The organism is Providencia sp. LY12 (assembly GCF_057621555.1).
In genome coordinates this window covers 1,700,227-1,721,294 of record NZ_CM172594.1, presented here as the reverse complement: position 1 = coordinate 1,721,294, position 21,068 = coordinate 1,700,227, and the positions used below count along the sequence as shown (strand labels likewise).

45 protein-coding genes and 1 tRNA gene are annotated in these 21,068 nt (G+C 41.4%); 22 read left to right on the top strand and 24 right to left on the bottom strand.

Features of this window, described 5'->3' with window-relative positions; all coding sequences use genetic code 11:
• Positions 1-99: 99 nt before the first annotated feature.
• The 23 genes from ACY3ZI_RS08040 to ACY3ZI_RS07930 all read right to left on the bottom strand — a co-directional run bounded on the left by ACY3ZI_RS08040 (position 100) and on the right by ACY3ZI_RS07930 (position 11,597).
• Positions 100-663, bottom strand: coding sequence for a Rha family transcriptional regulator (locus tag ACY3ZI_RS08040; protein WP_196712335.1), 564 nt, complete (start codon positions 661-663; stop codon positions 100-102).
• Positions 664-1,045: 382 nt separating this feature from the next.
• A complete protein-coding gene (locus ACY3ZI_RS08035; RefSeq protein WP_487376974.1) occupies positions 1,046-1,339 on the bottom strand; it encodes a hypothetical protein in 294 nt (97 codons plus the stop codon).
• A complete protein-coding gene (lysC, locus tag ACY3ZI_RS08030; protein WP_487377472.1) occupies positions 1,305-1,574 on the bottom strand; it encodes an Rz1-like lysis system protein LysC in 270 nt (89 codons plus the stop codon). Before lysC ends, ACY3ZI_RS08035 begins: the two co-directional genes overlap by 35 nt.
• Positions 1,510-1,842, bottom strand: a complete 333-nt coding sequence (locus ACY3ZI_RS08025) for a hypothetical protein (protein ID WP_487377591.1) — start codon at positions 1,840-1,842, stop codon at positions 1,510-1,512. Before ACY3ZI_RS08025 ends, lysC begins: the two co-directional genes overlap by 65 nt.
• A gap of 1 nt (position 1,843) precedes the next feature.
• Entirely contained in the window at positions 1,844-2,326 is a 483-nt protein-coding gene (locus ACY3ZI_RS08020; protein WP_487376972.1) for a TIGR02594 family protein, read from the bottom strand.
• Between the two features lie 4 nt (positions 2,327-2,330).
• A complete protein-coding gene (locus tag ACY3ZI_RS08015) occupies positions 2,331-2,690 on the bottom strand; it encodes a hypothetical protein (RefSeq protein WP_487376970.1) in 360 nt (119 codons plus the stop codon).
• Positions 2,690-3,106 carry a putative holin gene (locus tag ACY3ZI_RS08010; protein ID WP_006659511.1) on the bottom strand — a complete coding sequence of 139 codons (417 nt, stop codon included), beginning with the start codon at positions 3,104-3,106 and terminating at the stop codon, positions 2,690-2,692. The genes ACY3ZI_RS08015 and ACY3ZI_RS08010 overlap by 1 nt, the downstream gene beginning before the upstream one ends.
• Before the next feature lie 92 nt (positions 3,107-3,198).
• A tRNA-Ile gene (locus ACY3ZI_RS08005) sits at positions 3,199-3,274 on the bottom strand.
• Positions 3,275-3,855: 581 nt separating this feature from the next.
• Positions 3,856-4,359 (bottom strand): antiterminator Q family protein, encoded by a 504-nt coding sequence (locus ACY3ZI_RS08000; protein WP_487376968.1) that lies wholly within the window; start codon positions 4,357-4,359, stop codon positions 3,856-3,858.
• A complete protein-coding gene (locus ACY3ZI_RS07995; RefSeq protein WP_487376966.1) occupies positions 4,356-4,571 on the bottom strand; it encodes a protein ninH in 216 nt (71 codons plus the stop codon). The genes ACY3ZI_RS08000 and ACY3ZI_RS07995 overlap by 4 nt, the downstream gene beginning before the upstream one ends.
• Before the next feature lie 152 nt (positions 4,572-4,723).
• On the bottom strand, positions 4,724-5,317 hold the full coding sequence (locus ACY3ZI_RS07990; RefSeq protein WP_487376963.1) for a recombination protein NinG: 594 nt from the start codon (positions 5,315-5,317) through the stop codon (positions 4,724-4,726).
• Between the two features lie 60 nt (positions 5,318-5,377).
• Positions 5,378-5,752 carry a hypothetical protein gene (locus tag ACY3ZI_RS07985; protein WP_487376960.1) on the bottom strand — a complete coding sequence of 125 codons (375 nt, stop codon included), beginning with the start codon at positions 5,750-5,752 and terminating at the stop codon, positions 5,378-5,380.
• A gap of 114 nt (positions 5,753-5,866) precedes the next feature.
• Entirely contained in the window at positions 5,867-6,277 is a 411-nt protein-coding gene (locus ACY3ZI_RS07980) for a DUF3310 domain-containing protein (protein WP_487376957.1), read from the bottom strand.
• Positions 6,278-6,464: 187 nt separating this feature from the next.
• Entirely contained in the window at positions 6,465-6,908 is a 444-nt protein-coding gene (locus ACY3ZI_RS07975; RefSeq protein WP_272534560.1) for a recombination protein NinB, read from the bottom strand.
• Positions 6,909-7,075: 167 nt separating this feature from the next.
• Entirely contained in the window at positions 7,076-7,528 is a 453-nt protein-coding gene (locus ACY3ZI_RS07970; RefSeq protein ID WP_272534562.1) for an HNH endonuclease, read from the bottom strand.
• Positions 7,479-7,652 (bottom strand): Lar family restriction alleviation protein, encoded by a 174-nt coding sequence (locus ACY3ZI_RS07965; RefSeq protein ID WP_442959966.1) that lies wholly within the window; start codon positions 7,650-7,652, stop codon positions 7,479-7,481. Before ACY3ZI_RS07965 ends, ACY3ZI_RS07970 begins: the two co-directional genes overlap by 50 nt.
• 325 nt (positions 7,653-7,977) lie before the next feature.
• Positions 7,978-8,181 (bottom strand): hypothetical protein, encoded by a 204-nt coding sequence (locus tag ACY3ZI_RS07960; RefSeq protein WP_487376949.1) that lies wholly within the window; start codon positions 8,179-8,181, stop codon positions 7,978-7,980.
• Entirely contained in the window at positions 8,181-8,471 is a 291-nt protein-coding gene (locus tag ACY3ZI_RS07955; protein ID WP_487376946.1) for a hypothetical protein, read from the bottom strand. The genes ACY3ZI_RS07960 and ACY3ZI_RS07955 overlap by 1 nt, the downstream gene beginning before the upstream one ends.
• Positions 8,472-9,866: a replicative DNA helicase gene (locus ACY3ZI_RS07950; protein ID WP_487376944.1), complete on the bottom strand. Its 1,395-nt coding sequence runs from the start codon at positions 9,864-9,866 to the stop codon at positions 8,472-8,474.
• Positions 9,863-10,690 (bottom strand): replication protein, encoded by an 828-nt coding sequence (locus tag ACY3ZI_RS07945; protein WP_487376942.1) that lies wholly within the window; start codon positions 10,688-10,690, stop codon positions 9,863-9,865. Before ACY3ZI_RS07945 ends, ACY3ZI_RS07950 begins: the two co-directional genes overlap by 4 nt.
• A 49-nt stretch (positions 10,691-10,739) precedes the next feature.
• Entirely contained in the window at positions 10,740-10,907 is a 168-nt protein-coding gene (locus ACY3ZI_RS07940) for a hypothetical protein (protein WP_173424833.1), read from the bottom strand.
• Positions 10,908-10,932: 25 nt separating this feature from the next.
• Complete coding sequence (locus ACY3ZI_RS07935) at positions 10,933-11,277, bottom strand: hypothetical protein (protein ID WP_487376937.1); 345 nt, start codon at positions 11,275-11,277, stop codon at positions 10,933-10,935.
• Between the two features lie 107 nt (positions 11,278-11,384).
• A complete protein-coding gene (locus ACY3ZI_RS07930; RefSeq protein WP_196712287.1) occupies positions 11,385-11,597 on the bottom strand; it encodes a transcriptional regulator in 213 nt (70 codons plus the stop codon).
• A 108-nt stretch (positions 11,598-11,705) separates the two neighbouring features.
• Between ACY3ZI_RS07930 and ACY3ZI_RS07925 the strand changes: the two genes are divergently transcribed.
• Positions 11,706-12,413, top strand: a complete 708-nt coding sequence (locus ACY3ZI_RS07925; protein ID WP_196712286.1) for an XRE family transcriptional regulator — start codon at positions 11,706-11,708, stop codon at positions 12,411-12,413.
• 645 nt (positions 12,414-13,058) lie between these two features.
• Positions 13,059-13,406, top strand: coding sequence for a hypothetical protein (locus tag ACY3ZI_RS07920; protein ID WP_487376934.1), 348 nt, complete (start codon positions 13,059-13,061; stop codon positions 13,404-13,406).
• On the opposite strand, the gene ACY3ZI_RS07915 is transcribed toward ACY3ZI_RS07920, so the two are convergent.
• The gene (locus ACY3ZI_RS07915; RefSeq protein ID WP_487376932.1) at positions 13,403-13,684 is read right to left on the bottom strand and encodes a type V toxin-antitoxin system endoribonuclease antitoxin GhoS; all 282 of its coding nucleotides are present in this window, start codon (positions 13,682-13,684) and stop codon (positions 13,403-13,405) included. The genes ACY3ZI_RS07920 and ACY3ZI_RS07915 overlap by 4 nt on opposite strands.
• 166 nt (positions 13,685-13,850) lie before the next feature.
• On the opposite strand from ACY3ZI_RS07915, the gene ACY3ZI_RS07910 reads away from it, so the two are divergent.
• From ACY3ZI_RS07910 to xisR, 20 genes are all read left to right on the top strand, one after another.
• The gene (locus ACY3ZI_RS07910) at positions 13,851-14,186 is read left to right on the top strand and encodes a hypothetical protein (protein WP_487376929.1); all 336 of its coding nucleotides are present in this window, start codon (positions 13,851-13,853) and stop codon (positions 14,184-14,186) included.
• 13 nt (positions 14,187-14,199) lie between these two features.
• Positions 14,200-14,436: a hypothetical protein gene (locus tag ACY3ZI_RS07905; protein ID WP_487376927.1), complete on the top strand. Its 237-nt coding sequence runs from the start codon at positions 14,200-14,202 to the stop codon at positions 14,434-14,436.
• Positions 14,437-14,439: 3 nt separating this feature from the next.
• Positions 14,440-14,733 (top strand): hypothetical protein, encoded by a 294-nt coding sequence (locus ACY3ZI_RS07900; RefSeq protein WP_487376926.1) that lies wholly within the window; start codon positions 14,440-14,442, stop codon positions 14,731-14,733.
• Between the two features lie 82 nt (positions 14,734-14,815).
• A complete protein-coding gene (kil, locus tag ACY3ZI_RS07895) occupies positions 14,816-14,998 on the top strand; it encodes a host cell division inhibitory peptide Kil (RefSeq protein WP_487376924.1) in 183 nt (60 codons plus the stop codon).
• Positions 14,940-15,116, top strand: coding sequence for a hypothetical protein (locus ACY3ZI_RS07890; protein ID WP_175442554.1), 177 nt, complete (start codon positions 14,940-14,942; stop codon positions 15,114-15,116). The genes kil and ACY3ZI_RS07890 overlap by 59 nt, the downstream gene beginning before the upstream one ends.
• A 10-nt stretch (positions 15,117-15,126) precedes the next feature.
• Positions 15,127-15,600, top strand: a complete 474-nt coding sequence (locus ACY3ZI_RS07885; RefSeq protein ID WP_487376922.1) for a class I SAM-dependent methyltransferase — start codon at positions 15,127-15,129, stop codon at positions 15,598-15,600.
• Complete coding sequence (locus tag ACY3ZI_RS07880; RefSeq protein ID WP_487376920.1) at positions 15,597-15,749, top strand: hypothetical protein; 153 nt, start codon at positions 15,597-15,599, stop codon at positions 15,747-15,749. The genes ACY3ZI_RS07885 and ACY3ZI_RS07880 overlap by 4 nt, the downstream gene beginning before the upstream one ends.
• Positions 15,742-16,050, top strand: a complete 309-nt coding sequence (locus ACY3ZI_RS07875) for a hypothetical protein (RefSeq protein ID WP_487376918.1) — start codon at positions 15,742-15,744, stop codon at positions 16,048-16,050. The genes ACY3ZI_RS07880 and ACY3ZI_RS07875 overlap by 8 nt, the downstream gene beginning before the upstream one ends.
• Before the next feature lie 15 nt (positions 16,051-16,065).
• Entirely contained in the window at positions 16,066-16,641 is a 576-nt protein-coding gene (locus ACY3ZI_RS07870; protein WP_487376917.1) for an ERF family protein, read from the top strand.
• Entirely contained in the window at positions 16,642-17,118 is a 477-nt protein-coding gene (locus ACY3ZI_RS07865; RefSeq protein WP_487376915.1) for a single-stranded DNA-binding protein, read from the top strand. It abuts the gene before it with no gap.
• Between the two features lie 251 nt (positions 17,119-17,369).
• Positions 17,370-17,624 carry a hypothetical protein gene (locus ACY3ZI_RS07860; protein WP_487376913.1) on the top strand — a complete coding sequence of 85 codons (255 nt, stop codon included), beginning with the start codon at positions 17,370-17,372 and terminating at the stop codon, positions 17,622-17,624.
• A 29-nt stretch (positions 17,625-17,653) separates the two neighbouring features.
• Positions 17,654-17,833 carry a DUF7167 family protein gene (locus ACY3ZI_RS07855; RefSeq protein WP_487376911.1) on the top strand — a complete coding sequence of 60 codons (180 nt, stop codon included), beginning with the start codon at positions 17,654-17,656 and terminating at the stop codon, positions 17,831-17,833.
• Between the two features lie 8 nt (positions 17,834-17,841).
• The gene (locus ACY3ZI_RS07850; RefSeq protein WP_487376909.1) at positions 17,842-18,357 is read left to right on the top strand and encodes a hypothetical protein; all 516 of its coding nucleotides are present in this window, start codon (positions 17,842-17,844) and stop codon (positions 18,355-18,357) included.
• Positions 18,358-18,426: 69 nt separating this feature from the next.
• Positions 18,427-19,047, top strand: a complete 621-nt coding sequence (locus tag ACY3ZI_RS07845; protein WP_487376907.1) for a hypothetical protein — start codon at positions 18,427-18,429, stop codon at positions 19,045-19,047.
• 34 nt (positions 19,048-19,081) lie between these two features.
• Complete coding sequence (locus tag ACY3ZI_RS07840; RefSeq protein ID WP_487376904.1) at positions 19,082-19,402, top strand: phiTE_015 family protein; 321 nt, start codon at positions 19,082-19,084, stop codon at positions 19,400-19,402.
• A gap of 157 nt (positions 19,403-19,559) precedes the next feature.
• A complete protein-coding gene (locus ACY3ZI_RS07835; RefSeq protein WP_487376902.1) occupies positions 19,560-19,769 on the top strand; it encodes a winged-helix domain-containing protein in 210 nt (69 codons plus the stop codon).
• 159 nt (positions 19,770-19,928) lie between these two features.
• Complete coding sequence (locus ACY3ZI_RS07830) at positions 19,929-20,255, top strand: phage protein NinX family protein (RefSeq protein WP_487376901.1); 327 nt, start codon at positions 19,929-19,931, stop codon at positions 20,253-20,255.
• Between the two features lie 162 nt (positions 20,256-20,417).
• Positions 20,418-20,612 (top strand): hypothetical protein, encoded by a 195-nt coding sequence (locus tag ACY3ZI_RS07825; protein WP_487376899.1) that lies wholly within the window; start codon positions 20,418-20,420, stop codon positions 20,610-20,612.
• Positions 20,584-20,832, top strand: coding sequence for a hypothetical protein (locus ACY3ZI_RS07820; RefSeq protein WP_487376897.1), 249 nt, complete (start codon positions 20,584-20,586; stop codon positions 20,830-20,832). Before ACY3ZI_RS07825 ends, ACY3ZI_RS07820 begins: the two co-directional genes overlap by 29 nt.
• Positions 20,825-21,061 (top strand): excisionase family protein, encoded by a 237-nt coding sequence (gene xisR / locus ACY3ZI_RS07815; protein WP_006659470.1) that lies wholly within the window; start codon positions 20,825-20,827, stop codon positions 21,059-21,061. Before ACY3ZI_RS07820 ends, xisR begins: the two co-directional genes overlap by 8 nt.
• Positions 21,062-21,068: the final 7 nt, after the last annotated feature.

Here is a 21,068-nt window from a genome sequence, read left to right as displayed (position 1 = left end):
GGGCTTTGTGATTAACAATAAAAAAGGCCGCTGAGCGACCTATTCATCGTTAAATGTTAATTAAATCAACCTCCTCAAAATTGAGGAGTGCAATATTTATTACTTTTCATGATTTAATAACTTGCCACCGCCAACTAAACCTAATGCCATTTGGCTAATGTCACCTATTAACTTTTCAGCACGGTTTAAGATAGCTAAATCATCTTGGCGTTTGCGCAATCGGCGACCTGCATCACTTGAATCTTCATCAGAAGCTTTTCTTGCCACGGCTAACATGTGTTGTAGTTGCTGGATGGTAAATCCAAATCCTGATTCAGCTTCCAACTCTGTCATGTGATCGAATACTTGTGCTTGGAGCTCGTAACTGTAACTCATAGCCATCAGACAGGCTTCTCGCTTAGGAAATCTCAAGCACGGATATGACCGACCTTTGTTGTCGATGTAATCGGCGTAAAATTTCGCTGATTGATTTTCACCCAAAACCTTGGGGGCTTTCCTTAAAAAATCTTTATGCTGTAGCTTGCGATACTTCTTGCAGGGGAAAGTAAGCCCTTCCATTTCTGCCTTTGCCTTTCTATCCGCATTGATATAGTCAACCATTTCCAAGCTGGTCATAGTTGGCTGTTCAGATATAGAGTTATTGATGACTGTTAATTTAGCCATGATACTGTCCTTACTTAGTAATGAACCCTTGCCGCATAGGAGATCAGCCCATCGAAGCAGTATCAGCTATAACTGACATCCTCAAAGGCTCATTCCTAAATAACGGTTCGATGTTTTTAGATGTGTGTGCATGTGGTGCACAGGGTGAAATGCGTACTACTGATTACAAAACTTGAATAAATGTAACTTTCTTTTAACTTTACTTTCGTAACATCACGTTGATAGGGGTATGGTTATTACATCGCTAAGTTATTACCCTCAAATATATTCCTATGAACCATCCCCTTTAAGCCCCAGCATCGGGGCTATTTTTTTGTCATTAAAAAGCCCCGCTATTGCGAGGCTCGTTGTTGTTCAATTTCCCGTATTGCTTTCTTGTCGGTTAGCGCTTGAGTTTCTCAATTGCTTCACGGTCAGGGCGGCGGTAATTTAGGATGTAATCTGGTAATTTGGCTAACTTGCCATCACTATCACGACCAGACACTGAAACAGAATTTATTACAGATGATGTATCGAAAGTTTCATCATACTCATGTAATAAAGCAGCCATTTTATCTTGCCACTCAGTGGGCATTTCATGCATTAGTACCCGCGGAATAACTAAGAATGATGCATACGACAGCCCGAACCAATCCCACAGATCACCGCTGTTTCTTGGTTGTGTTATTTCTTTCATATTCAATCTCTCGAATGGCTTTCTTGTCCAAGTTGCACGCCTTAATTACCGACATCAGTTCAATGTTATATTCAGCGATATCTCCCCATGTCATCTTGTCGGGGATATCAGGTATCGGGCAATCAGCTAGTAGGCTTGCAGGGATGGGGATGTGAGGTGCTAATACATATTCAGTCTTTGTATTGCCGCATCCTGTTAATAAGGATATCAGGAGCAGTAACGGGAGCGCAGTCATTACCCACAAGAATAGTTTTGACGTCTTTCTTGGTTCCCTGTGCGACCAGTGTGTTTTGTTGTTTAGCATCAATGGTTGCTCCAGAGATACGGTCAAAGATAGATATTGAGGTGTGGGCGTTATCAGATATGAGTGATTGCTGGGTTAGTGATTTAGTTAGCGACTTATTAGTATCATTTAATCCGCTGATTTCCCATCGCTGCCAAATAACCACACCAAAGAGTATCAGCCATGCGATAAGCACAGCCTTTATGTAGCCAGCCCTCATATCATGACTCTTTAACTGACAGAGCAGCATCACCAACTGGCAGCGGTCGGGTATCGATTTCCACGCCTTCTGGATAACAGTAACCAGTCACACGGTCCGTCTTAAACGCTTTGATGTTAACAGCATCGGATTGATTACCGCCCAATACCAGTAATGCGCCTGATTCTGTCTTGCCAACAACGAAACCTACATGCCCGCCACCATCACGAGAGAAAGTAACAACGCACCCATATTTAGGTTCGGATAATTTCACACCGTAATTCAGGTATGAACGAGATGAGTCAGAGCGAGTTGAGCGAATACCAGCGCGCTCTAACATGGCATTGACGAAGCCAGCACACCAAGGAACTTTACGCGCAGTACCGACTAAGCCACGCAGCTTGCTATCAATCCACATTTGGTCGACTGCTTTCGACCCTTCAGAGGTATGCTCAGATACACCAATTTCTTTTCTGGCTTCAGTTAGCCATTTAGGTTCAGTCATTTCTTCACCATAAAATAAAAGGCTGCTTAACTAGCCGCCAGATTGATTTGATTCGGGTCACTAATTTACCAATGACAACAATGGACATGATGTTGCCACCTGCTGAGAAAATAACGATGAAGAGAACGCCATCAAACACAACGTCAGACGGAGCTGATACACGCTTACCCATTACCGTTTCATATATCTGGTAAATCCAGCAGATGAATAAAACTGTTCCAACTATTGAATCTCTTCGCTTCTCATAGCGACAAAAGAAAACTATCAACGCTGACGCCATCATTAAGCCAACATCTGCTGCATCCCAAGGATTCAAATACATCCAATCCATTAGTTGATTAATGCGATCAAGGAAGGTTTCCATTAGTTACCTCCTTTGTTGCGCCAGTCCTTTATGGCTTGAGTAATGCTACTGAAGTTCTTATCAATCGATGCGCCTACACGACCAAATAACTTTTTAAGGTTATCTTTGTTGGCACCTAAAACCAGAATAGGAATTAGTAAAGCAGAAACGATAATCGCCGTTATTTTCGGGCTTATATCCTTCTGCCAGAACTCTTGCACCATCTCAGAGAATGGATGAGCCAATAGCGCACCAGACCCCAAAGCCAAAAAGAAATGGATGACCTTTTGAAGGTTATTATCCTTAGATGCAATGACAGAAGCAGATGCCCCAATGATCGCACCAAGTATCACGCCATAATCAGCACCCAATAGGACACCGCCCATAGCGCCACCGCCCGCAGCACTAACGGCTACTCCTGTTAGGGTACTTGGCATATATAACACCTGTGTTTTAGTTAATAGATAGCCGCGCACAATCTATATGCGTCAATTAAGTGTGTGTGATTAGAATTCTGTGGCGGCGTATTTGGTGCACCGAGACGGGATTCGAACCCATAACCAAGCAATTATGAGTTGCCTGCTCTGCCGTTGAGCTACTGGTGCAAATAAAAAAAGCCGCACTAGGCGACTTATTGAATGTGAACTTGTAAGGATTACTTACAGATTGAATTAGCGTTATGGGGATTCCCATAACGGAACAATATCAATACGTTACATTATGCTACCCTCATTGATGAGGGAACCAAAATAAACGTTACCGCAAAATTTAAAAACTGAGGTAAGAATTAAATTAGATGGGCATAGCGTGACTATCGCAAGACAGGATAGACAGTTAGGGCTATGCCTCGGTTAGATTGTCATTGCAGGGACAGGAGCCAATCCCTGCAATCTCGGTATTCGATGCCCTCTACCGCATCCCCAAGTTTCCTATTCCCGAGCATCAGGCTATTACTGGTGCTAACTGGCTTTAGCGTTCCACAATGATAAATACAAACACCGAGCCTAAAGTACCGTGTGAGTGGCTTATGACGCACCAACCTCGAATACCAAAGCCATCTGTCGCATTTGTACTTATCATTACAGAAAAGCCCCTACCGAAGTAGAGGCTCTAGAATCTGGTTAAGCCAACCTAAGAACAGTTAAGGCAGCTTACCTGATAAGTATTGCTAATTTGCTATAATATGTCAATAGCAAAGTTCGCTTATTTTCTTTATTTTCGCTACACGTTTACGATTATTCATTGCATTTCGCAGAGGTTCATACAATAACCATTGGCAAGCCTTTAACTTTTCGTCGACTTCATTCCTGCAAGTTCCGAAAGATGGTTTCTTTAACCTGTTACCTCCTCTTGTTTGCATTTTGCGGGGTTTTGCAACCTTATGGTAGTAAGATGCTATTGAAAGTTTGGAAGCGCCATGAGCGTAATAGCTGAGTAATATTTTATAAGCCTGCTCGTCAGTGGCGATGATTGAATCTACGACCTGAGAAATCAACATTCCGTCATCGTCACTGCACATAGGTCTTGATGGTGTATTGTTTGGCTCTACTGTTCGCATGAATTTGTAAATCATGTTTATCATGCGCACATTCAATCGCCCTGAGTGAACCCAAGCGCCCCACAATTCAAGCCAACCATTAAGCCAGTCGAATTGTTCCTTTGTTAGTTCTTTCTCTCCTATGTAGCTCATTTAGCCTCCTGAGATTCTTTGCATTTCCATCTATCACCACCTCTGTGCCTGACCATCAATCTACCGTTGATAACAACGTGGCTTTCAGCGCTAGCATCGCTAACATACTTCCTGACAGTCCCTCTATTCGCACCGATTAACCGCCCTACCTCAGTCATATTCCCGTAATGCTTAACCAGCAGTTCAGGGATGGTCGTGATTTCAGTCTGCATCTTTCAGCTCCTTCAGCATTCGGTATTTACAAGAAAACAAATGAGCCCTTCTTTTAATCTTTGCTATTCTTGTATTTCGCTTACACTTAACGTAGTTATAAGGGATCCATACAACGCAAAATATCCCCCAAGTCATCGCGGCAAACCATGCATCAACTGTCACTTTGCAACTCCTTCAGTTTCTTCCTGAAAACCTCTTTGATGGCTTTGCATTCATCGATAGTCCACTTGTGCCGCTCATGGTCACACTCGATAGCCTCAACGGCTTTCTGCCCTATTCGATTAATCAGCTCTACTCGATACGGAACTAGATTCCCCGATTTATGCTGATTACAAACAACACATTGCCGATGGATGTTGCGCTCATCGAATCTCAGTTGTGGAGCCGCAGCGGTAGTCCGATAATGACCAGCATCCCACTGAGCAGATTGAAACGTTCCGCATGATATGCATGGCAAATCACGGTCTCTTTCTCTGATATATGCGTTGACGGCTTGTTGTGCTTGTTTGATCCAATAACTGCGGGGTTTTACTGCTAACTTGCGGGCTTTGAGTTTATCGCGGGCTTTTACTTCTTTTTGCTTCTGTTCTTTCTTGAGTTTTGCTTCTAACTTTTCACTTTCCTTACTTCGTCGCTTGATTGCTAATTCAGCTCCATGCTCTGGGCTACACCATTCTATATTTTCGTACTTTGGATGAAACCACTCTCTACATATTTTACAGCGCCGTCGCCTTGGATTAGCCATACATAAACCCCATCGCTAAAGTAACAATCGAAAAGAATATAATTACGTGTCTGGTTCTAATCACGATCTCACCCCACTTAGCAATGTATCTAGCTTTCTTAACGACGGATTACCCATCCCATTTACATTAGCTCTATCAACAATCACCATTCCTGTGCCTAGTGGCTCATTGCCTCTGACGCTGTGGCTTTGCTTAAATATCTCAGTGAAGTTATTTTCGATGATCTGAATTGCGTTGCGTGATACTTGATATTTGACTGTTCCGCCGATTTTACCGACCACAGTTATTGCGCCAAACTTATGCATTAACCCGAGGATGAAGCTCACATATGAGCGAGACATACCGGTTAGGCTTGTGGCTTTCTTTGCTGTGAAATATTCGAGTCCACTTACAGCGTTAATAACATCAATTGCCCTTTCTCCTTGCTGAGTCATGATTTCTCCTTGTTTAAATCGTGGCGGTTGATGTGCTCTCTGCGCATATTTTGTAATGAGATTACTAATGCATGAGCTTCGTCTAACTTTTTGTCGATTTCTTTTAGTTTTTCTTTAGGCGTCACTTTCATTCTCCAGCTCATCAACTAGTCGATTCATGTACCAACGGGCTTTTTTCAAATCTTCCACGGGGTTAATTTTCTTTTCATATCGCCAGACGTATTTTTGGATATTCCCTTTGAGATATCCCAAGAATGCTTCGCGTGTCATACTTGCCTTGATAGCCTCTATGCACTCAATACCGCCTGATGCGTAGTGTGATGGGTTATTTACATTATCTGTCATCTTATTTTCTTCACCTTTACAAAATAAATCAGCAAATCCGCCCATGCGCTGAAGAGTGTCATTACATTTCTTACAAGCGTTTTCATGCTTAGGTCCAATGTAACTACACCCGCACCATTTGCATTCAGTGTGGGTATATTTTCCTTCTGGGTAATCCCTTTCTGATTTTGCAAAACTCACTTTCTCGCCCTCCGCTTCTTGGCTGCTCGCTTTATCTTTGCGTGACCTGTGATGCGTTTAGTTGATATTGGATAGCTGTACCAACTTCGGCTATGGTTGATAGCCCATAAGGCATTTTGTGATGCTAGTGAAGCCATAGCGATTGCCATTTTTGATATGATATTCATCTCTCTTGCTGTTCCTTGAGTTATTCCCTGCGACCGTAGTAGTTATATTCATAGCGAGCTGTACGAAGCTTAACGCCACTTTCTACCGCCCAAGCTGTCGAGTATTCAATTAAGCTACTCATGCGCTTCTTGCCCATCTGAGACGTGCTCTCGCGTATGTTTAACAGCTCACCTTCGATACCCTGAATTAACGGTGACTCTTTCGCCCCTGTCGTAACCATCCAGTGACCAGACACAAATACATTCTTCCACTGCCATAATTTCAGCGGTTCATTGTTGAGTGTCATTTGCTTTGATACATCACCACATAGCGCATGGAACATGTCGTTCTGCGGTAGTGTTCGGTTGGATTCTGAGATTTTTACTTCTAGGGGGAATTCTTCGTTGAGGGGTAAATTATCTAGTACGGCTTTTAGGTTTTTTAGTATCTGAGTATTCCTGAGTAGGAATGTTTGCTTCTGCATTATCCCTCCGGTACTTAATGTTGTGTCTCCATAAGGTCATGCCGCATTGAGAGCAAAAGAAAAATGAGCCGTCATTCCAACAGTTTTCTTGCTTCTCAAATTTATGACCAGTAAAAAAACATCTAAGCGTTGTGATTGCTGAAATGCTCATGGCTTATCACTCACTATTAGTTCTCCTGCTGGTACTTTTCAAACCAAAACGTAACTGGTGACTCATCGACTGCTACTATTCCAAATCGTTTTGCAGCTCTAAGGGATTGAGTTCTATCTAAGGAATTTACCGTAACCCTAGTTATCGCCTGCCTGAACTCTTCAACTCCACTACATCCCTTGTAGATGTTACAAGCCTTACATGCTGGAACTAGGTTGTCTTCATTGTCCAATTCGGGGTGATAGCATTCTCCAGTTTGCTTAAATCTAATCTTCCCTTTTTTAGCCGCTTCCATGTCTTGAACGGTTTTTCTTACTATCGGTTCTGCATGGTCTGCGTGCCAGCCTTTTTCTGGTAACTCACAACCGCAGTAGGCGCACTTGCCGCCAAATAACATTCTGAGTTTTTTGCGCTGTTCTTTAGTCACTGTTAGCTCTCCTGTTCCATGCCTGCTCAGCTTCTTCAGCATCTGTATATCCAAACTTATTTGAAGGGCAAATGGTGTTAGAACAGATGACTAAGTGACCTAAATCCTCGAAGTAGTAGTATTCACCGCGTCCCCCGCAAAACGGGCATTTCTTGAGTTCGTTCATACTACAACTCCCACCATTGGTATTTTCGCTTAGCTTGCAAAATTAGCTTTTGCCAAATTGCTACGGCTTCTAGTTTTAATTCCCGCTCTGTCATCATTCACCCTCTGGCATTGGTGGGAGTGGCCATGGAGTTAATTTACTTGGCGGGGCTAGGTATATCTCGCCATTGCAATTGATAGCTATGGTATTGCGTCTACAAGCGCCAATTACTTCACCAATATATTCATCCTCTATTTTTCCAAACCTTAAATATGCTACCTTGTCTCCGACCTTTAGATTAGTTCCCTGCATTAGATGCCTCCCTCTGTTAACGTTGTTCCTTTCATCACTCACCCCGATTTTTTCTAGCTGCCGCATCAATCATTCGTTGCATGTCACGGCGAATGAATGCGCTATTTCTGCAGCCGAATAAATTGTTACGAAGTATTGATGTTTTCATGTTAATTGCGCCTTGCTCTGTCCATTGTGATTCCATCACAGATTGCTTAAACACCCATCGCCAAGTGATAATCCAACTAATTACTTTCATCACTCAACACCTCGCTTAATTGCCCGCTTAGCTTCTCTGCGAATTGCTATTCCCATTCGTTCTAGCCAGTCTGCGTATTTCAGAATTGCGTCTAGTTCGTTATCGATGCGTGGGAAGTCATCCATTGCAACATCAACGCTAAACCTGCCAAACTCATCCCTTTTGATGGTTAGCTTCTGCTCTAATATTGTCTTTTGGTTTTCATGCCTAACTTCATAAACTTTATCCATTCGACCTGAATTTTCGCGAGAAAAGTTAACCAATATCATGCTGGTTCGTTTTGATTTCATCTAGAAGTCCTTATGATTTGGTGTGTTACGACTGGCTGTTGCCATATCTGCCCGTGCCATAGCGTGGGTTTGATCGGTGTCGAATAAGCAAAGTCCTTTCTGGTCTACAAATGCGGTTCCGGCTTTACCGTGGCGGTTAAGTCTCACAATCAACTCTGTAAGCGTCTTGTCGGCTTTGTCGTTGTAAACTGATTCTTTGTATATTCCCATCCAGTAATCGCAATCCTGCTCGATTTGACCAGTATCACGGCTATCGCTTGGCATAGGGCGCTTGTTGGTTCTATCTTCCAATTTACGGTTTAGCTGTGTTAGCAATACCACCGTAGTATCAAGCTCTTTAGCCAGTTGCTTGAGACCTTTGGTAATTTCACCGTAGGCGATATCGTTGCGGTCTGCTTTGCCAGCTTTCATCAGCGTTAAATAATCCACACCGATAAACCCGATTTTCCCAACCTTGCGCTTCAACTTCCGGCACTCTGACTGAATGTGCTCAAGTGTCATTCCCGCTGTATCATCGACCCAAATGTTAGGCTTTTCGCTAAGTTCACTAATTGCCTTGCCGAGTAGCGCCCATTCGAAATCATCCTCAGTACCGCCGTAGAACATGTCTGAATTTAAGCCTGACTTCTGGCTTACCATCCGCTCCACCAATTGCTGATTGGACATTTCCATGCTGAACAGAGCCACTGGCAAACCATCATCGGAAACGTTCTTCGCCATTTCAGTTAAAACGGTTGTCTTACCCATCTTTGGACGCGCACCGATAACGAATAATGACCCACGCACAACAAATTTAGGTGCTAGCATGTCATCAAGAGGCTTAATGCCTGTCTTGAGTCCTACAAACTGATCGGGATTGTTAAACATGTTTTCTACGCCTGCGAACCACTCCGGCAATAGCTCAGCCATATTCTTCAAGCCAGACTTTCGACCAGTAACACCGTTCTCGCTTGCGTCAGTTACCAGCTTTTGCACGAACTCCATTTTTTCACCAAAGCTTAGAGTGCTTGGTTCAATCAGTAATCGTGTGGCTTCGTTGATTTTCTCAATGGCGTAACGCTCACTCGCATACTCTTTGATTTTCTTCGAGTAGTGGATCACGTTTGCAGCGCTTGGGGTGTTCTTTGCAATTTCAGCCAGATAACCCAACCCGCCTGTAGCTCCTTCGCTGCCAGTTGCCTTCAAGCTGTCAGACACGGTTAAGATATCAATCGGTTGATGCTTGCTAGCCATTGACCGCATTTGCTCAAAGATAATCTTGTGGTGGGTGCCGTAGAAATCATCTGGCTTCAACACTGAAAATACACGCTGAGCATTGTCGCTGTTTGGGTCAATCAGCAGGGATCCGATAACGCTCTGTTCGGTCTCTATGCTGTGTGGTACTTGGTAACTCATAATGAACCTTCCCTAGTTTTTAATACTGTCGCTGGTCTTAACAGGTAATCGAAATTCGCTCTCCAACCAGAATCGTTTTCGCCAAAATAAAACTCCTTGGCTGAATTCATGAAATATTCAAAATAGTTTTTAGCCGCTTCGACCGTTGGCTCTTTGAGTTCTTTCAGGAATTTTGAGATAGCTCGTTTTCGTTTGTCATTCAGTGATTCAGCATTTGGCAATCTATCGCCTGCTGCTTCGTTGAACGCATTCATAATTTCGATGTAGGGAATGTTATTTTTTCGATTAGTTGAAATTAACTTTTCACAGTCCCCCTCTTGAGGGGTTAGGGGAGTATTTATTTCTTGTTCAAGTACATTCTTATTCTGTTTCACTTCTTTTGTTACTAGGTTAGTAACCTCAACTACGCTTGAAGCGTTGGTATCACTGCGTTTGATTGTCACCTCATTAGTAACTTGCTTTGTCACCTCGTCATTCCACTGATATTCAAGGTAATTTGTGATTGTAATTATTGTTCCATGCCGTGTTCCAGTGCGGGTTATCATCCCTTCCTGTTCAAAAAAATCCAACATGTCTCTGATTTGTTTTTCAGTCTTTTCCTTTCCCTTTGCATCTTTCAGTTTTCGAGCTAAAACTTTTGCTTTTGTTACCAGCTGACCAGTCCGAAGATCCCAAGATACACCGCCAAACTCAACCGTCGTCGGTTTATGTCTTGCCTGCCCTAACAATCTTACCCATAGCGCAAGCTTCACTGTATCTTCAGCCCAGCTTGCGTTAAGTAGGCTCCTGAATATCGCGACATGACCAAGCTTAGAGTTATCCATACGAGAACTCCTAGTGTGGTTCTTGTTGCTAAAATCAGCGTATGCAACGTTACTCATGCCGTTTCCCTCCAGTGACTTCCTGACGATGCTCAAGCCGTAATTTTGCATCTTCCAATGCAGACCTAAGCGCCTTAGCTCCCTGCTCAGTGACCGAGCGATTAGCCCGATCACGCATGACGTTTTTATGCACAGCGCTGTAATTAAATTTGTTTCTCATGTATAATTACTCCTGCTTACGAAATTTAAATTAATGATATTTGAGCCTCATCGGTTGCCGCCTTTGAGGTTTTTCTTTTTAGCTTTCCTTTCCCTTCAAGTACCTGAATTAACCTTTCTGCATAGTCACCTTCAATCACTACGCTTCTAGACTTCTCAGGCATTGATACAGCCTCAGTAGGTAAGCCATAACGAGCTATAGCCTTACAAGCCAAGCTGAATATGCGACTCTTCTCTCTACTAGCTGAACTCGGGTGAATACCCATTGCTTTAGCGAACCCGTCATTTCCATCTTTAAACATCATTTGAAAGAAATAGGTTTCGAGTGTTTCTGGTTTACATGTGATTTTGATATTTTTTGCTGTGTCCATTTGTTAAATTCCTTTTGACGTAGTTAGTCCGTTGCTCACGATCCTGTGAGTTAATTGTTTGCTCCTGATGCAGGAGCTTTTGGCGATATTGTTAAAGAGCGGTATTACTAAATAGCTGGGAACATGTGTGGTAAGTCAGGTCTAATCTCATGCGCCTTAACTTTACCTTCCGTGGCGTTTACGATGGCTTGAACTCTCTCAGGAGCTACTCGCCCTCCTCTCAGCCATTTATTAACTGCTGGCTGGCTAACACCACAGAGGTTTGCTAGTTTTTGCTGGCTTCCAACTATGCTGACAGCCTTTTTAATAACTAGATTCATATAAAATCCTCTGATGGTAAAAACATAACCAATAATAACCAAAGTTATGGAGATTGGCAATAACTTTAGTTCTTTGATTTTAAATAACCGAGGTTATAGAGTGGTGGCATGAAAACATTCTCAGACCGCCTTAAGATGGCGATGGACGCGGCGAACATGTCGCAAGAAAAACTAGCCACTATAGTTGGTGTCTCTCAGCCAGCTATAGCAAAGCTCGTATCTGGAAAAGCTAAGTCATCAAGAAAGGCTTTAGAGATAGCTATGGCTCTAAGAGTTAGCCCTGAATGGTTAGTGAGTGGCGTCGGTGATATATCTAAAAATATTAAAGACTCCAATGCTCCATCAATGGATGAATGGAATGAGGTTTCATCTTGGGATAGCTCAACAGATATTGAAAATGGAGAGGTTGAAATACCGTTCCTGAAAGATATCGAGTTTGCCTGCGGTGATGGGTCATATAGTGATGATGACTATAACGGATTTAAATTGAGATTTTCAAAATCAACACTAAGAAGAGTTGGTGCTAATACGGATGGATCTGGAGTCATGTCATTCCCTGCCAAGGGTAATAGCATGGAGCCTGTTATTCCTGATGGCGCCACCGTTGCAGTAAACTGCAATGACAAAAATATAGTTGATGGGAAAGTTTATGCGATCAATCAAGATGGCTGGAAGCGAGTAAAACTACTTATCAGGTCATCATCTGACAAGGTAATCATTCGAAGCTACAATAAAGAAGAGTATCCAGATGAGGAAGTCGATATTCAAAGCATCGAAATCATCGGAAAAGTATTCTGGGTTGCATCCATACTATAACCACCTCTCATTACGAACCCGCCTAGTGCGGGTTTTTTGTGCGCATAAATCACAAAAATCATTTTTTTATAATTTTATTTATAAATAAACTCAGTTAAAAACAAACACATATAACTTAATTCATAATTAATTATAACCAAGGTATTGCGTAGTTATATAACTTTGGTTATAGTTAGCCACATCGAAGGCAAGCAACATGAAATACAGCCTACAGCTCTTTAACAATTTGACAAGTCAGCTCTACAGCGTGAGAAACGGTGCGTAGTGCGATCACTCCCTGCTACACCATGGATAGGTGCTACAAGCGAGGCAAGACATACGCAAGCATAGTGAACAAAGCGGAGGGCATAACACCTGTGGAGCTGACTCAAATACTAATTATAGCTCATTCGATGAGTGGGCTATAGTGAGTAACTTGGAGGAAATATGAACTCTAGAAAACGATATCAAGATAGGCGGCAAAAACAGCACGCTAAGAGGCAAATTGAGCGATGTGCTGATTATCTTTTAATGAGGGATACAGCCATTACAAACAGATTAGTACAAACCAGCGCTTACGTTGAGCGATAGACGCAAGCAACCACGGCTACGCAAGCCGATTATGAGTGATGGAAGTGTTACGGCACGTTAAATAGGAGATAGGAAATGAATATCGAACAGGTAGAAAAAGAAACAATCTCAGCAATGAAAGGTCTTGCTGATGTACTAAAGGTAAAAACGGAAGAAATTAGAGCGCTAGATGCTGCTAAATTGGCAACGGATAGCATCTTTAATCCAACGTTCACCAACCTAACCGAAGAATCTCAACGAGCAGCTCGTGAGGTTTTATCTACCATGTTGATAGATAGCTATCGACACAGCTTTAAATTGACTCGTGATGAAATTTTGGAATTAGGTCACAGAGTTAGAAAGGCATTTGTGACCTTGGAAAGCGAAGAGCCTAAACCTGAAATGTACTGCAGTGGCTCAGTTGGAATTATGGAAAAAGATTAGATTCTATCTAGGTTGTGGAATCTTCTTCCCGCTGATTCTGTTACCAAAACTTTGGCTCTAGTTCGAATGGATGTCGCTACATTAACGGCCATTGTAGTGACAGTGGTTAAGTCCTGATCTCCTTCGAAAATATATTCAGCATCCGGCAGTGAATAAATCACCCCATTAGTTGACTCGATAGTTTTATCAAACCCTGAGTTTTCCATTCTTTGATATAGAAGATTGTATTCATCATATCCTGCATTTGGTAATTCAATCCTAACCGTATATCTAGGCATTAAAACATTCCTTATTTTGACTGTGGAATAACCAATATATCAATTTTCCTTGACTGTGGAAAGTAAGGAACCACCTCGCCTGACGTGGTTAAAAGCAGGCACAGTTAACTAATTACAGTCCATCAAGGTGGGCTGTGGTGAGTTGATTAATAGATAGGAGATATAGATGGATATTTCCAAAATGGAAACAGTTGAATTAGTTAATAACGGAGGGAGTATGACAATAGATGATTTCCACAATGGAAAGATGCCTATGCCGAAGTTATTTAGAGTTGTTAGTGTTGAGCTTGGTGTACTGCGTAGCAAGCTTGGTAGTGGCTATGGCGTCATATTTGATTGCGACGACACTGTAATAAGAAAAGTTCGCAGAGTTAAATCAAAAATAGGCTGGCATTGGCAGTTGGTAAAAGAACACAAAGACCAAGAGCTATGGGATTACTACATAGAATCAGATAGAGAAAGCCTTAACGATATCAATTATGAATACGGACTGATGAAATAGTTTGGGAGGGAGTATGACAGATAAAACAGGTGGAGCGGCTTTTCCAGCAAGTGGGCATCCAGATATGCAATTTGTAGCACAGGAAGGAATGGAATTGCGAGACTACTTCGCTGCTAAAGCTCTAAATGCTGTAATCATCGGCATATACAACGATGCGACAGCTCAGCAAGTGTATCACAACTGGTCAGCAGATGACTTCGCCAAAGAAGCCTACACGCTGGCAGATGCAATGTTAAAGGCTAGGGGGTGATATATGGGATTTAAGCATAGTCCAGCGCCTTGGCATTTAAGGGATGGAATAAATGGATACTCAACTTTAGTTGATGATAATTATAACGTTATTTTTGCATCGCCAGATGACATTAAAAAAGAAGACGCCGACCTAATCGCAGCAGCACCAGAGTTATTAGAGGCGCTACAAAAGCTTGTAACAGAGTACAAATTCACTCGCTCTCAGTTAAATTGCGACACAGACGAAGAGCTAGAAGATGTCTTTTGCGTAATCAACGCAAATAAAGCAATCTCAAAAGCCCTCGGTCAGCAGTAACCCACCGCACCAACACCAGAACACTTTCAATAACAATCGCTATCAATCGATAAGTGAGGGTTTCGCACATCCAGAGGTAAGCATGAATATTGATAAATACAAACTTTGTTTAGCTCAATCACAAGCTGGAATTGCCCGTTATCTCAAGGATGAGAACGGATGGAGCGATGCAAACGAAACATTAAAAACAGCATACGGAGTACAACATGAACGCAAAGCAGAAACACGCAAAGCAACAGATATTCACCCTACTTCGCGAGTCTGAAATGACTGAGCAGCAAGTCGAATTGTTATTTGCTGATTGGAAATTTAAACAGCAATGCGAAAAGACAAATCGCATTTTACGTCAGGTTGATGCTCGTGGAGCGTATGCATTCACGTAAGGAGATAGCCATGCGCCCTATTCTGGATATGTGCTGCGGCAGTCGCATGTTTTGGTTTGACAAGGAAGATAACAGGGCAATTTACAGCGATATAAGGGTAGAAAAACACATTCTATGTGATGGCAGGAAGCTAAATATAACACCAGATATTATCGCTGATTTCAAAAACCTCCCCTTCCCTGATGGCTCATTTTACCAAGTTGTATTCGACCCGCCGCATTTAGTGAACATTGGAAATAACAGCTGGATGTTTAAAAAATACGGGCGATTAAACAAGGAATCTTGGAAAGATGATTTAGCGAAAGGATTTAGTGAGGCATTTCGAGTGTTGTGTCCAAACGGAACATTAGCTTTTAAATGGAATGAAACTCAGATTCCTACAAAGCAAGTATTAGCCCTTACTGACCAGAAACCAACGATAGTTCAACGCGTCGGCAAGAACGACAAAACTCACTGGATATTATTCATCAAGGACGCAGCATGAGAATTTCAGAGTATGAACTCAAGCAAAGGCAGGATGCCGAAAATAGACGCAGGGAGCGCGAGGAAGAAGCTGAATATTATCGCATGGAAAGCTTGGGTGTTCAGCAGCAATCAACCCCTACCCGATGGATGCGAGGTGAATATGGGTGAGTATCTAACACGTTGCTTTCCTATGCACTCAACATACGAGGAAGCACTAGCGTCAGCAATAGAGCAAATCAAATCATCTAGGCAGGGAAAGCCACAAAACATTGAAGCATCACTGAAGATGCGCGAAGCCACAAATGCGTGGCAATCAAATCTAGCAATGTCGAAATTCTTCCCACCACTTCCCGATCACATCGAACAGCAACGGATTGCTGAAGACAGGATGAGATACGCACGTTATATAGCGAAAGGAATCGCTCCGGATAATTACGGGTATGGCGAAGGTAAGAACATGGGCGACTAATTTTTGGAGGAAGTTATGGGTAAAGAGTTTTATCAGAAAATAGCAGCTATCCAGCAAAACTTAAAAGCACCAAAAAATCTCAATAACTCATTCGGAAACTACGCATACAGGAGTTGCGAAGGAATTCTAGAGTCAGTTAAACCGTTGTTGGATGGATTAGTTTTAAGTATCACGGATGATGTTATTGCGGTCGGAGATCGTATTTACGTCAAATCAACTGCAACTCTCACGGACGGAGAGAATTCACATAGCGTATCGGCATTGGCAAGGGAGCCAATGTCAAAAAAAGGAATGGATGACGCTCAGGTAACAGGGGCTACAAGCTCATATGCACGTAAGTATTGCTTAAATGGATTATTTGCTATTGATGACTCAAAGGATGCAGACAGCAATGAGCACAAGCAGCAGGAAAGTAATTTCAAGCCTGATGTTGTTCTGTCTGAGTTCACTGGCAATGCAATGAATATCAGCAATATAAAAACATTAAAAGCTGAATTTGGTAAAGCATGGAAGCTACTTGATAACACGCCAGAACAGGCGAAGGCTAAAGAAGTTTATGACAATAGAAAATCAGAATTGGAGGCGGCATAAATGGCTAGTCGTGGAGTAAATAAAGTAATTCTCATTGGTAACTTAGGTAATGATCCTGAAATTCGGTATATGCCAAATAGTGGCGCAGTAGCAAATCTCACACTAGCCACATCGGAATCGTGGCGTGATAAGCAATCAGGAGAAATACGAGAGAAAACCGAATGGCATCGAGTGATAATTTTCGGAAAGTTAGCCGAAGTTGCAGGTGAATATCTGAAAAAAGGCTCACAAGTCTATATCGAAGGTTCTCTGCAAACTCGTAAATGGCAAGACCAAAGCGGTCAAGATCGCTACACCACCGAAGTTGTGGTGAATATCGGCGGGTCAATGCAAATGCTAGGCGGTAACGGTGGTAATCAGGCGGGAAGCCAGAAGCCAGAGCGACAACATCAGCAGCCAGAGCAACAAACTCGTGCGCAGCAACAAGCGCCGCAGAATGAGCCACCGATGGACTTTGACGACGACATTCCGTTCTAGCCTCACCCTTCACTATGTGATTTAACAATAGGAGAAATGCTATGGCTTGGTGCGATAGCCCATACAAGGACAGAGAATTAACAGAGGAGCAAAAGGAAGATTGTTCATACTGCGCTTATTGCGATGTAGAAATACTAAATGACGATAAAGTTTTTGTTGGTGGCGATACTGTTTATTGCTGCGAGCAATGCTTCATAGATAGCCAATAACAAAAGGATATATTTGCAAGGATGCAAACAGGAGATAGATATATGAAGAAGCTATATTGCCCAGAGTGCTCAGCTTATTTAGAGGGTGGCGATGGTGAATGCAAAGATTGTCGCTGTGGATGGAAGCAGCCAGAGGAAGAAGCACTCGAACAGTTACAAGAAGAAAACGCGAAGTTGAAACAAGCAATGGTTAACATTATAAAAAATTGCGAAGAAATAATCCTTAATGGAGATGGTGGATATTACGCAATAAAGCAAGAAATTATTGATGATGTTATTGATTTAACGGAAGCTTAATTTAACTCGCAGGGATGCAATGAAGAGGAATGAATATAAGTAAGCAAATGTACTTACATGCCGCTACTAATGCCGTCGGTTCTGAATGCTCAACTGAATTAGATATAACAGAGGATGAATGGAATAAGCTATCACTTGAACAGCAAAATCAGCTTGCCGGTGAGTTTATGGGCAATGTTTGTGAATGGTGGGTGCAACCAGAGGAATAAGGATGAATATGAAAGACAGAATCAAGTTTAACGATGCAATGTTAGCAGCTGTCATGGATGGCAGAAAAACACAGACACGCAGACCGATTGAGCCACAACCAAAAGTAACCGAGGAAGAGTTACGCAAGTTAGGTGCATGGCAAGATGGTTACACCTTATCAGAGCAAGTATGCGCGGCATGGAAGCATGGATTTGTTGATGTTGATTGCCCGTATGGTGAGGTTGGTGACATCATTAACATTGCAGACAAAGACGGTAATATCAAATGGAAAATTGAGATTACTGATGTTTGGTTGCAACAGATTCAAGAAATATCACCTAGCGATGCGATAGCTGAAGGAATAAAAGCTGGTCGTTATGGAAATGAAGGCAACTGGTTAGTTGGGTTTTATATTCCAAACAGCAATCAGCCATATATAACCGAAAAAAATGCATACAAAGAACTATGGCAATCAATATATGGCGAAGATAGTTGGATGAATAACGAATGGGTATGGGGTGTTGAATTTATCAAAGTAGGCTAAGGAGGAATTTTGACAGTGGATTAGTCACATGGATGTGAGTATGATTCCAGCTTTAAGTAAGGAGGGGTTATGAACAAAAAATGGCTTTTTTATTTGCCTATTGTGTTTGTTATTTTCATGTCAATTACCTACGCCATTTTCTGTTATTGGAACATTGATGACAATAATAAGTGGGGTACATTTTTTAGTTTTACCTCTGCATTTGGTATTTTGGCAACTATAGGTGTTTATTTCTGGCAGAGGAACGATGCTAAAAAATTAGCACGTGAAGTGGAGAAATCAATTCTAAAGATGATTATTTCCGAGTGCGAAAGAGTTAAAAGTGAATTAAATCATGCGGAAAGTGTTTTTTCTAAATTAGAAAAAAGAAATTTAGTAAATATAACAAGCAAAAACAATGGAGATATATTTCTAATAACAAGTGTTAATGAAAACATGCGCTCTAACAATAATTATCTCAAAAGAATCGAACTATCTAGCATTGAGAATCTACTAGGCTTAGCAACAAGTACAAATAGCAAATACTTTGAAGCTATATATTCCATGATGTTGGATATTATGAGATACAATGAAGAACTTAGTCTTTGGTTACTCTCTGATAACGTAATTTATAAAAATGCAGCTCTATGTAGGATTAGCCTAAAAAATATCTCGATTTTTATTGATACGATGAAAACCACCCTGCACTAGCAGGGTTTTTTATACCTAAAATTCAGGAGTAAGCATGGATAAATCAAGGCAGCAATTTGAAGAGACAATAAAGAAACTTAGCGACCCGTCAGAATTTGAATCAAAACTTAAACGTGCAAATAACGGATTAAATTACGCTGACCACCACGTAGATATTATGTGGATTAGCTGGCAAGCATCACGCGAGAGTTTAATTAATAACTTGGAGCCTGTCGCTTGGATGTATCCATCAATTGGTAAATCTGATTGCATGGTAATAACTAAAAGCGCTGAAGAGTCAGAAATTATTGAAATATTTTTCGATTCACACGGGCTACCATTTAAAGTAATCCCACTCTACCGCCTAGATAAATAACCATACAAATAATCGGATATGTATTACTCATGCTAATACAGGGTTCTGCTGTGCCTGTATCTGATCAAATATACACACAGCAAGAATGCGAGAGCCGTGCTATGCAGATAATGATGGTACGGGATGTTGAAATTAAGTGTGGTGAGGTGACTAGATAATGTATGAAAAGAAAATTATAAAATTATTGACAGAAGAACGCTGGTTATGCTCTTGGCTTTTAAGGCATCGACTGGAAAAGCGTTATGACATTAAAATTACGAATAAAGCTCTAAGGAAACATTTAAATACTTTAGAGAATAAAGGAATTGTTAAGCGTGACCCAATTTGTTCACGAAGCAATTCTATATTTTGGGAGTTAGTCAAATGAAATTTAAAGTCGGCGATAAGGTTAGGTTTAAACAATCAAGTAAATACATTAACAATAAAGACAAAATATTTACTGTAACTTTTGTTCATTCTCTTTATGTTTTCTGTGAATTAGAAGGCGCTGAACATGCGTTTAAACCATACGTTTTGGAGTTAATCAATGAATAAATACACCGAACTATCTGACTTCGAGATTAATAAAAAGGTTGCACTACATGTTGGCGGGTTTGCACTATCTCTAACTGTTGTTGATGATAAATATAAAACAGAAGGAAATAGAGGTAATTTCGACCCCTGCAACAACCCAGCCTACGCAATGCCGATTATTATTGATAATAAGATAGCCGCAGTTCATCAACTTAATGGTGACTTATGGATTTGTAGCCGTCATCCATTTTATGTAACTACAAATAACTTATATCGCGCTGCTATGGAAGTTTATTTATTAATGAAGGATGCGGAGAATGAGAATAACAACAACAGTTAAAAGTAAAGATGACAGTGAGTTAATTGATTTCTGCAATACATGCCTAATTGGCTTCATACCATCTAAAAATATAGATTGTGCATATGCATATAAAGACATGCAAGTATGGATAGTCAGAAAGAAAAATGGAAATATATCAGTCAAAGGATATAGGAAATAATTATGGATATTATCGACTCAGCAAACGAACTAGAACAATTACACATTCAAGCAGCATTATCAAATCGCCAGCCAGTAATTATGTCAATAAACGGAATGTGCATCTGGTGCGAAGAAATGCCAACGGCACCAAATAGCGCATATTGCAGTAAAGATTGCGGAGATGATAATGAACAATATAAGCGGAAGAATGGATGATGTAACGCTTGAGAACGGACGCAGAAAGATAGCAAGGGAATGCCGTGACAAATTAAAGCAACTCAAAAAACTCAGCGATAAACAAAGTACAGCAATACTTAAAGATTACCTACCGACTTTCACCCTCACCCTAACAAAAGAACACTTAGCAAAATGCCCAGCAAATATGTGGCTGAATTACTACGTGCGCACGATAGATAAGGAGATTAATAATGGATAATGTTGTTCTTCTAAATCCGAGTAAGTGGGTTACTGAAGATGTGCTTATGATGATTACAGGTATGCGCTCAGGGACAATCAAATCTGCAAGGAAAAAGTCTTGGGCTGCTGGTAGAGAATATCTTCACATTTCACCGGACGGAAGCCCTAAAGAAAATTCAGAATGCATGTACAATCACGAGGCGATCATAAACTGGATCGAGAAGCAAAGAAATTCACAACCTCAATAGGTGCATT

Bases quoted from the DNA above. Each gene is read 5' to 3' on its own strand.
- xisR (WP_006659470.1), top strand. From the start codon at position 20,825: ATGGATAATGTTGTTCTTCTAAATCCGAGTAAGTGGGTTACTGAAGAT.
- ACY3ZI_RS07875 (WP_487376918.1), top strand. From the start codon at position 15,742: ATGGGTGAGTATCTAACACGTTGCTTTCCTATGCACTCAACATACGAG.
- ACY3ZI_RS07830 (WP_487376901.1), top strand. From the start codon at position 19,929: ATGAATAAATACACCGAACTATCTGACTTCGAGATTAATAAAAAGGTT.
- ACY3ZI_RS07940 (WP_173424833.1), bottom strand. From the start codon at position 10,907: ATGAGAAACAAATTTAATTACAGCGCTGTGCATAAAAACGTCATGCGT.
- ACY3ZI_RS07835 (WP_487376902.1), top strand. From the start codon at position 19,560: ATGTATGAAAAGAAAATTATAAAATTATTGACAGAAGAACGCTGGTTA.
- ACY3ZI_RS07990 (WP_487376963.1), bottom strand. From the start codon at position 5,317: ATGGCTAATCCAAGGCGACGGCGCTGTAAAATATGTAGAGAGTGGTTT.
- ACY3ZI_RS07950 (WP_487376944.1), bottom strand. From the start codon at position 9,866: ATGAGTTACCAAGTACCACACAGCATAGAGACCGAACAGAGCGTTATC.
- ACY3ZI_RS07910 (WP_487376929.1), top strand. From the start codon at position 13,851: ATGGATATTTCCAAAATGGAAACAGTTGAATTAGTTAATAACGGAGGG.
- ACY3ZI_RS08015 (WP_487376970.1), bottom strand. From the start codon at position 2,690: ATGGAAACCTTCCTTGATCGCATTAATCAACTAATGGATTGGATGTAT.
- ACY3ZI_RS07840 (WP_487376904.1), top strand. From the start codon at position 19,082: ATGGATAAATCAAGGCAGCAATTTGAAGAGACAATAAAGAAACTTAGC.
- ACY3ZI_RS08025 (WP_487377591.1), bottom strand. From the start codon at position 1,842: ATGAGGGCTGGCTACATAAAGGCTGTGCTTATCGCATGGCTGATACTC.
- ACY3ZI_RS07825 (WP_487376899.1), top strand. From the start codon at position 20,418: ATGGATATTATCGACTCAGCAAACGAACTAGAACAATTACACATTCAA.
- ACY3ZI_RS07880 (WP_487376920.1), top strand. From the start codon at position 15,597: ATGAGAATTTCAGAGTATGAACTCAAGCAAAGGCAGGATGCCGAAAAT.
- ACY3ZI_RS07920 (WP_487376934.1), top strand. From the start codon at position 13,059: ATGAATATCGAACAGGTAGAAAAAGAAACAATCTCAGCAATGAAAGGT.
- ACY3ZI_RS07935 (WP_487376937.1), bottom strand. From the start codon at position 11,277: ATGGACACAGCAAAAAATATCAAAATCACATGTAAACCAGAAACACTC.
- ACY3ZI_RS07945 (WP_487376942.1), bottom strand. From the start codon at position 10,690: ATGGATAACTCTAAGCTTGGTCATGTCGCGATATTCAGGAGCCTACTT.
- ACY3ZI_RS07890 (WP_175442554.1), top strand. From the start codon at position 14,940: ATGAACGCAAAGCAGAAACACGCAAAGCAACAGATATTCACCCTACTT.
- ACY3ZI_RS07960 (WP_487376949.1), bottom strand. From the start codon at position 8,181: ATGAAAGTAATTAGTTGGATTATCACTTGGCGATGGGTGTTTAAGCAA.
- ACY3ZI_RS08020 (WP_487376972.1), bottom strand. From the start codon at position 2,326: ATGACTGAACCTAAATGGCTAACTGAAGCCAGAAAAGAAATTGGTGTA.
- ACY3ZI_RS07865 (WP_487376915.1), top strand. From the start codon at position 16,642: ATGGCTAGTCGTGGAGTAAATAAAGTAATTCTCATTGGTAACTTAGGT.
- ACY3ZI_RS07885 (WP_487376922.1), top strand. From the start codon at position 15,127: ATGCGCCCTATTCTGGATATGTGCTGCGGCAGTCGCATGTTTTGGTTT.
- ACY3ZI_RS08010 (WP_006659511.1), bottom strand. From the start codon at position 3,106: ATGCCAAGTACCCTAACAGGAGTAGCCGTTAGTGCTGCGGGCGGTGGC.
- ACY3ZI_RS08035 (WP_487376974.1), bottom strand. From the start codon at position 1,339: ATGAAAGAAATAACACAACCAAGAAACAGCGGTGATCTGTGGGATTGG.
- ACY3ZI_RS07905 (WP_487376927.1), top strand. From the start codon at position 14,200: ATGACAGATAAAACAGGTGGAGCGGCTTTTCCAGCAAGTGGGCATCCA.
- kil (WP_487376924.1), top strand. From the start codon at position 14,816: ATGAATATTGATAAATACAAACTTTGTTTAGCTCAATCACAAGCTGGA.
- ACY3ZI_RS07855 (WP_487376911.1), top strand. From the start codon at position 17,654: ATGAATATAAGTAAGCAAATGTACTTACATGCCGCTACTAATGCCGTC.
- ACY3ZI_RS07975 (WP_272534560.1), bottom strand. From the start codon at position 6,908: ATGCAGAAGCAAACATTCCTACTCAGGAATACTCAGATACTAAAAAAC.
- ACY3ZI_RS07915 (WP_487376932.1), bottom strand. From the start codon at position 13,684: ATGCCTAGATATACGGTTAGGATTGAATTACCAAATGCAGGATATGAT.
- ACY3ZI_RS07845 (WP_487376907.1), top strand. From the start codon at position 18,427: ATGAACAAAAAATGGCTTTTTTATTTGCCTATTGTGTTTGTTATTTTC.
- ACY3ZI_RS07955 (WP_487376946.1), bottom strand. From the start codon at position 8,471: ATGAAATCAAAACGAACCAGCATGATATTGGTTAACTTTTCTCGCGAA.
- ACY3ZI_RS07985 (WP_487376960.1), bottom strand. From the start codon at position 5,752: ATGACTCAGCAAGGAGAAAGGGCAATTGATGTTATTAACGCTGTAAGT.
- ACY3ZI_RS07995 (WP_487376966.1), bottom strand. From the start codon at position 4,571: ATGCAGACTGAAATCACGACCATCCCTGAACTGCTGGTTAAGCATTAC.
- ACY3ZI_RS07925 (WP_196712286.1), top strand. From the start codon at position 11,706: ATGAAAACATTCTCAGACCGCCTTAAGATGGCGATGGACGCGGCGAAC.
- ACY3ZI_RS07900 (WP_487376926.1), top strand. From the start codon at position 14,440: ATGGGATTTAAGCATAGTCCAGCGCCTTGGCATTTAAGGGATGGAATA.
- ACY3ZI_RS07820 (WP_487376897.1), top strand. From the start codon at position 20,584: ATGAACAATATAAGCGGAAGAATGGATGATGTAACGCTTGAGAACGGA.
- ACY3ZI_RS07860 (WP_487376913.1), top strand. From the start codon at position 17,370: ATGAAGAAGCTATATTGCCCAGAGTGCTCAGCTTATTTAGAGGGTGGC.
- ACY3ZI_RS07930 (WP_196712287.1), bottom strand. From the start codon at position 11,597: ATGAATCTAGTTATTAAAAAGGCTGTCAGCATAGTTGGAAGCCAGCAA.
- ACY3ZI_RS08000 (WP_487376968.1), bottom strand. From the start codon at position 4,359: ATGAGCTACATAGGAGAGAAAGAACTAACAAAGGAACAATTCGACTGG.
- ACY3ZI_RS07970 (WP_272534562.1), bottom strand. From the start codon at position 7,528: ATGCTGAAGAAGCTGAGCAGGCATGGAACAGGAGAGCTAACAGTGACT.
- ACY3ZI_RS07850 (WP_487376909.1), top strand. From the start codon at position 17,842: ATGAAAGACAGAATCAAGTTTAACGATGCAATGTTAGCAGCTGTCATG.
- ACY3ZI_RS07870 (WP_487376917.1), top strand. From the start codon at position 16,066: ATGGGTAAAGAGTTTTATCAGAAAATAGCAGCTATCCAGCAAAACTTA.
- lysC (WP_487377472.1), bottom strand. From the start codon at position 1,574: ATGACTGCGCTCCCGTTACTGCTCCTGATATCCTTATTAACAGGATGC.
- ACY3ZI_RS07965 (WP_442959966.1), bottom strand. From the start codon at position 7,652: ATGAACGAACTCAAGAAATGCCCGTTTTGCGGGGGACGCGGTGAATAC.
- ACY3ZI_RS08040 (WP_196712335.1), bottom strand. From the start codon at position 663: ATGGCTAAATTAACAGTCATCAATAACTCTATATCTGAACAGCCAACT.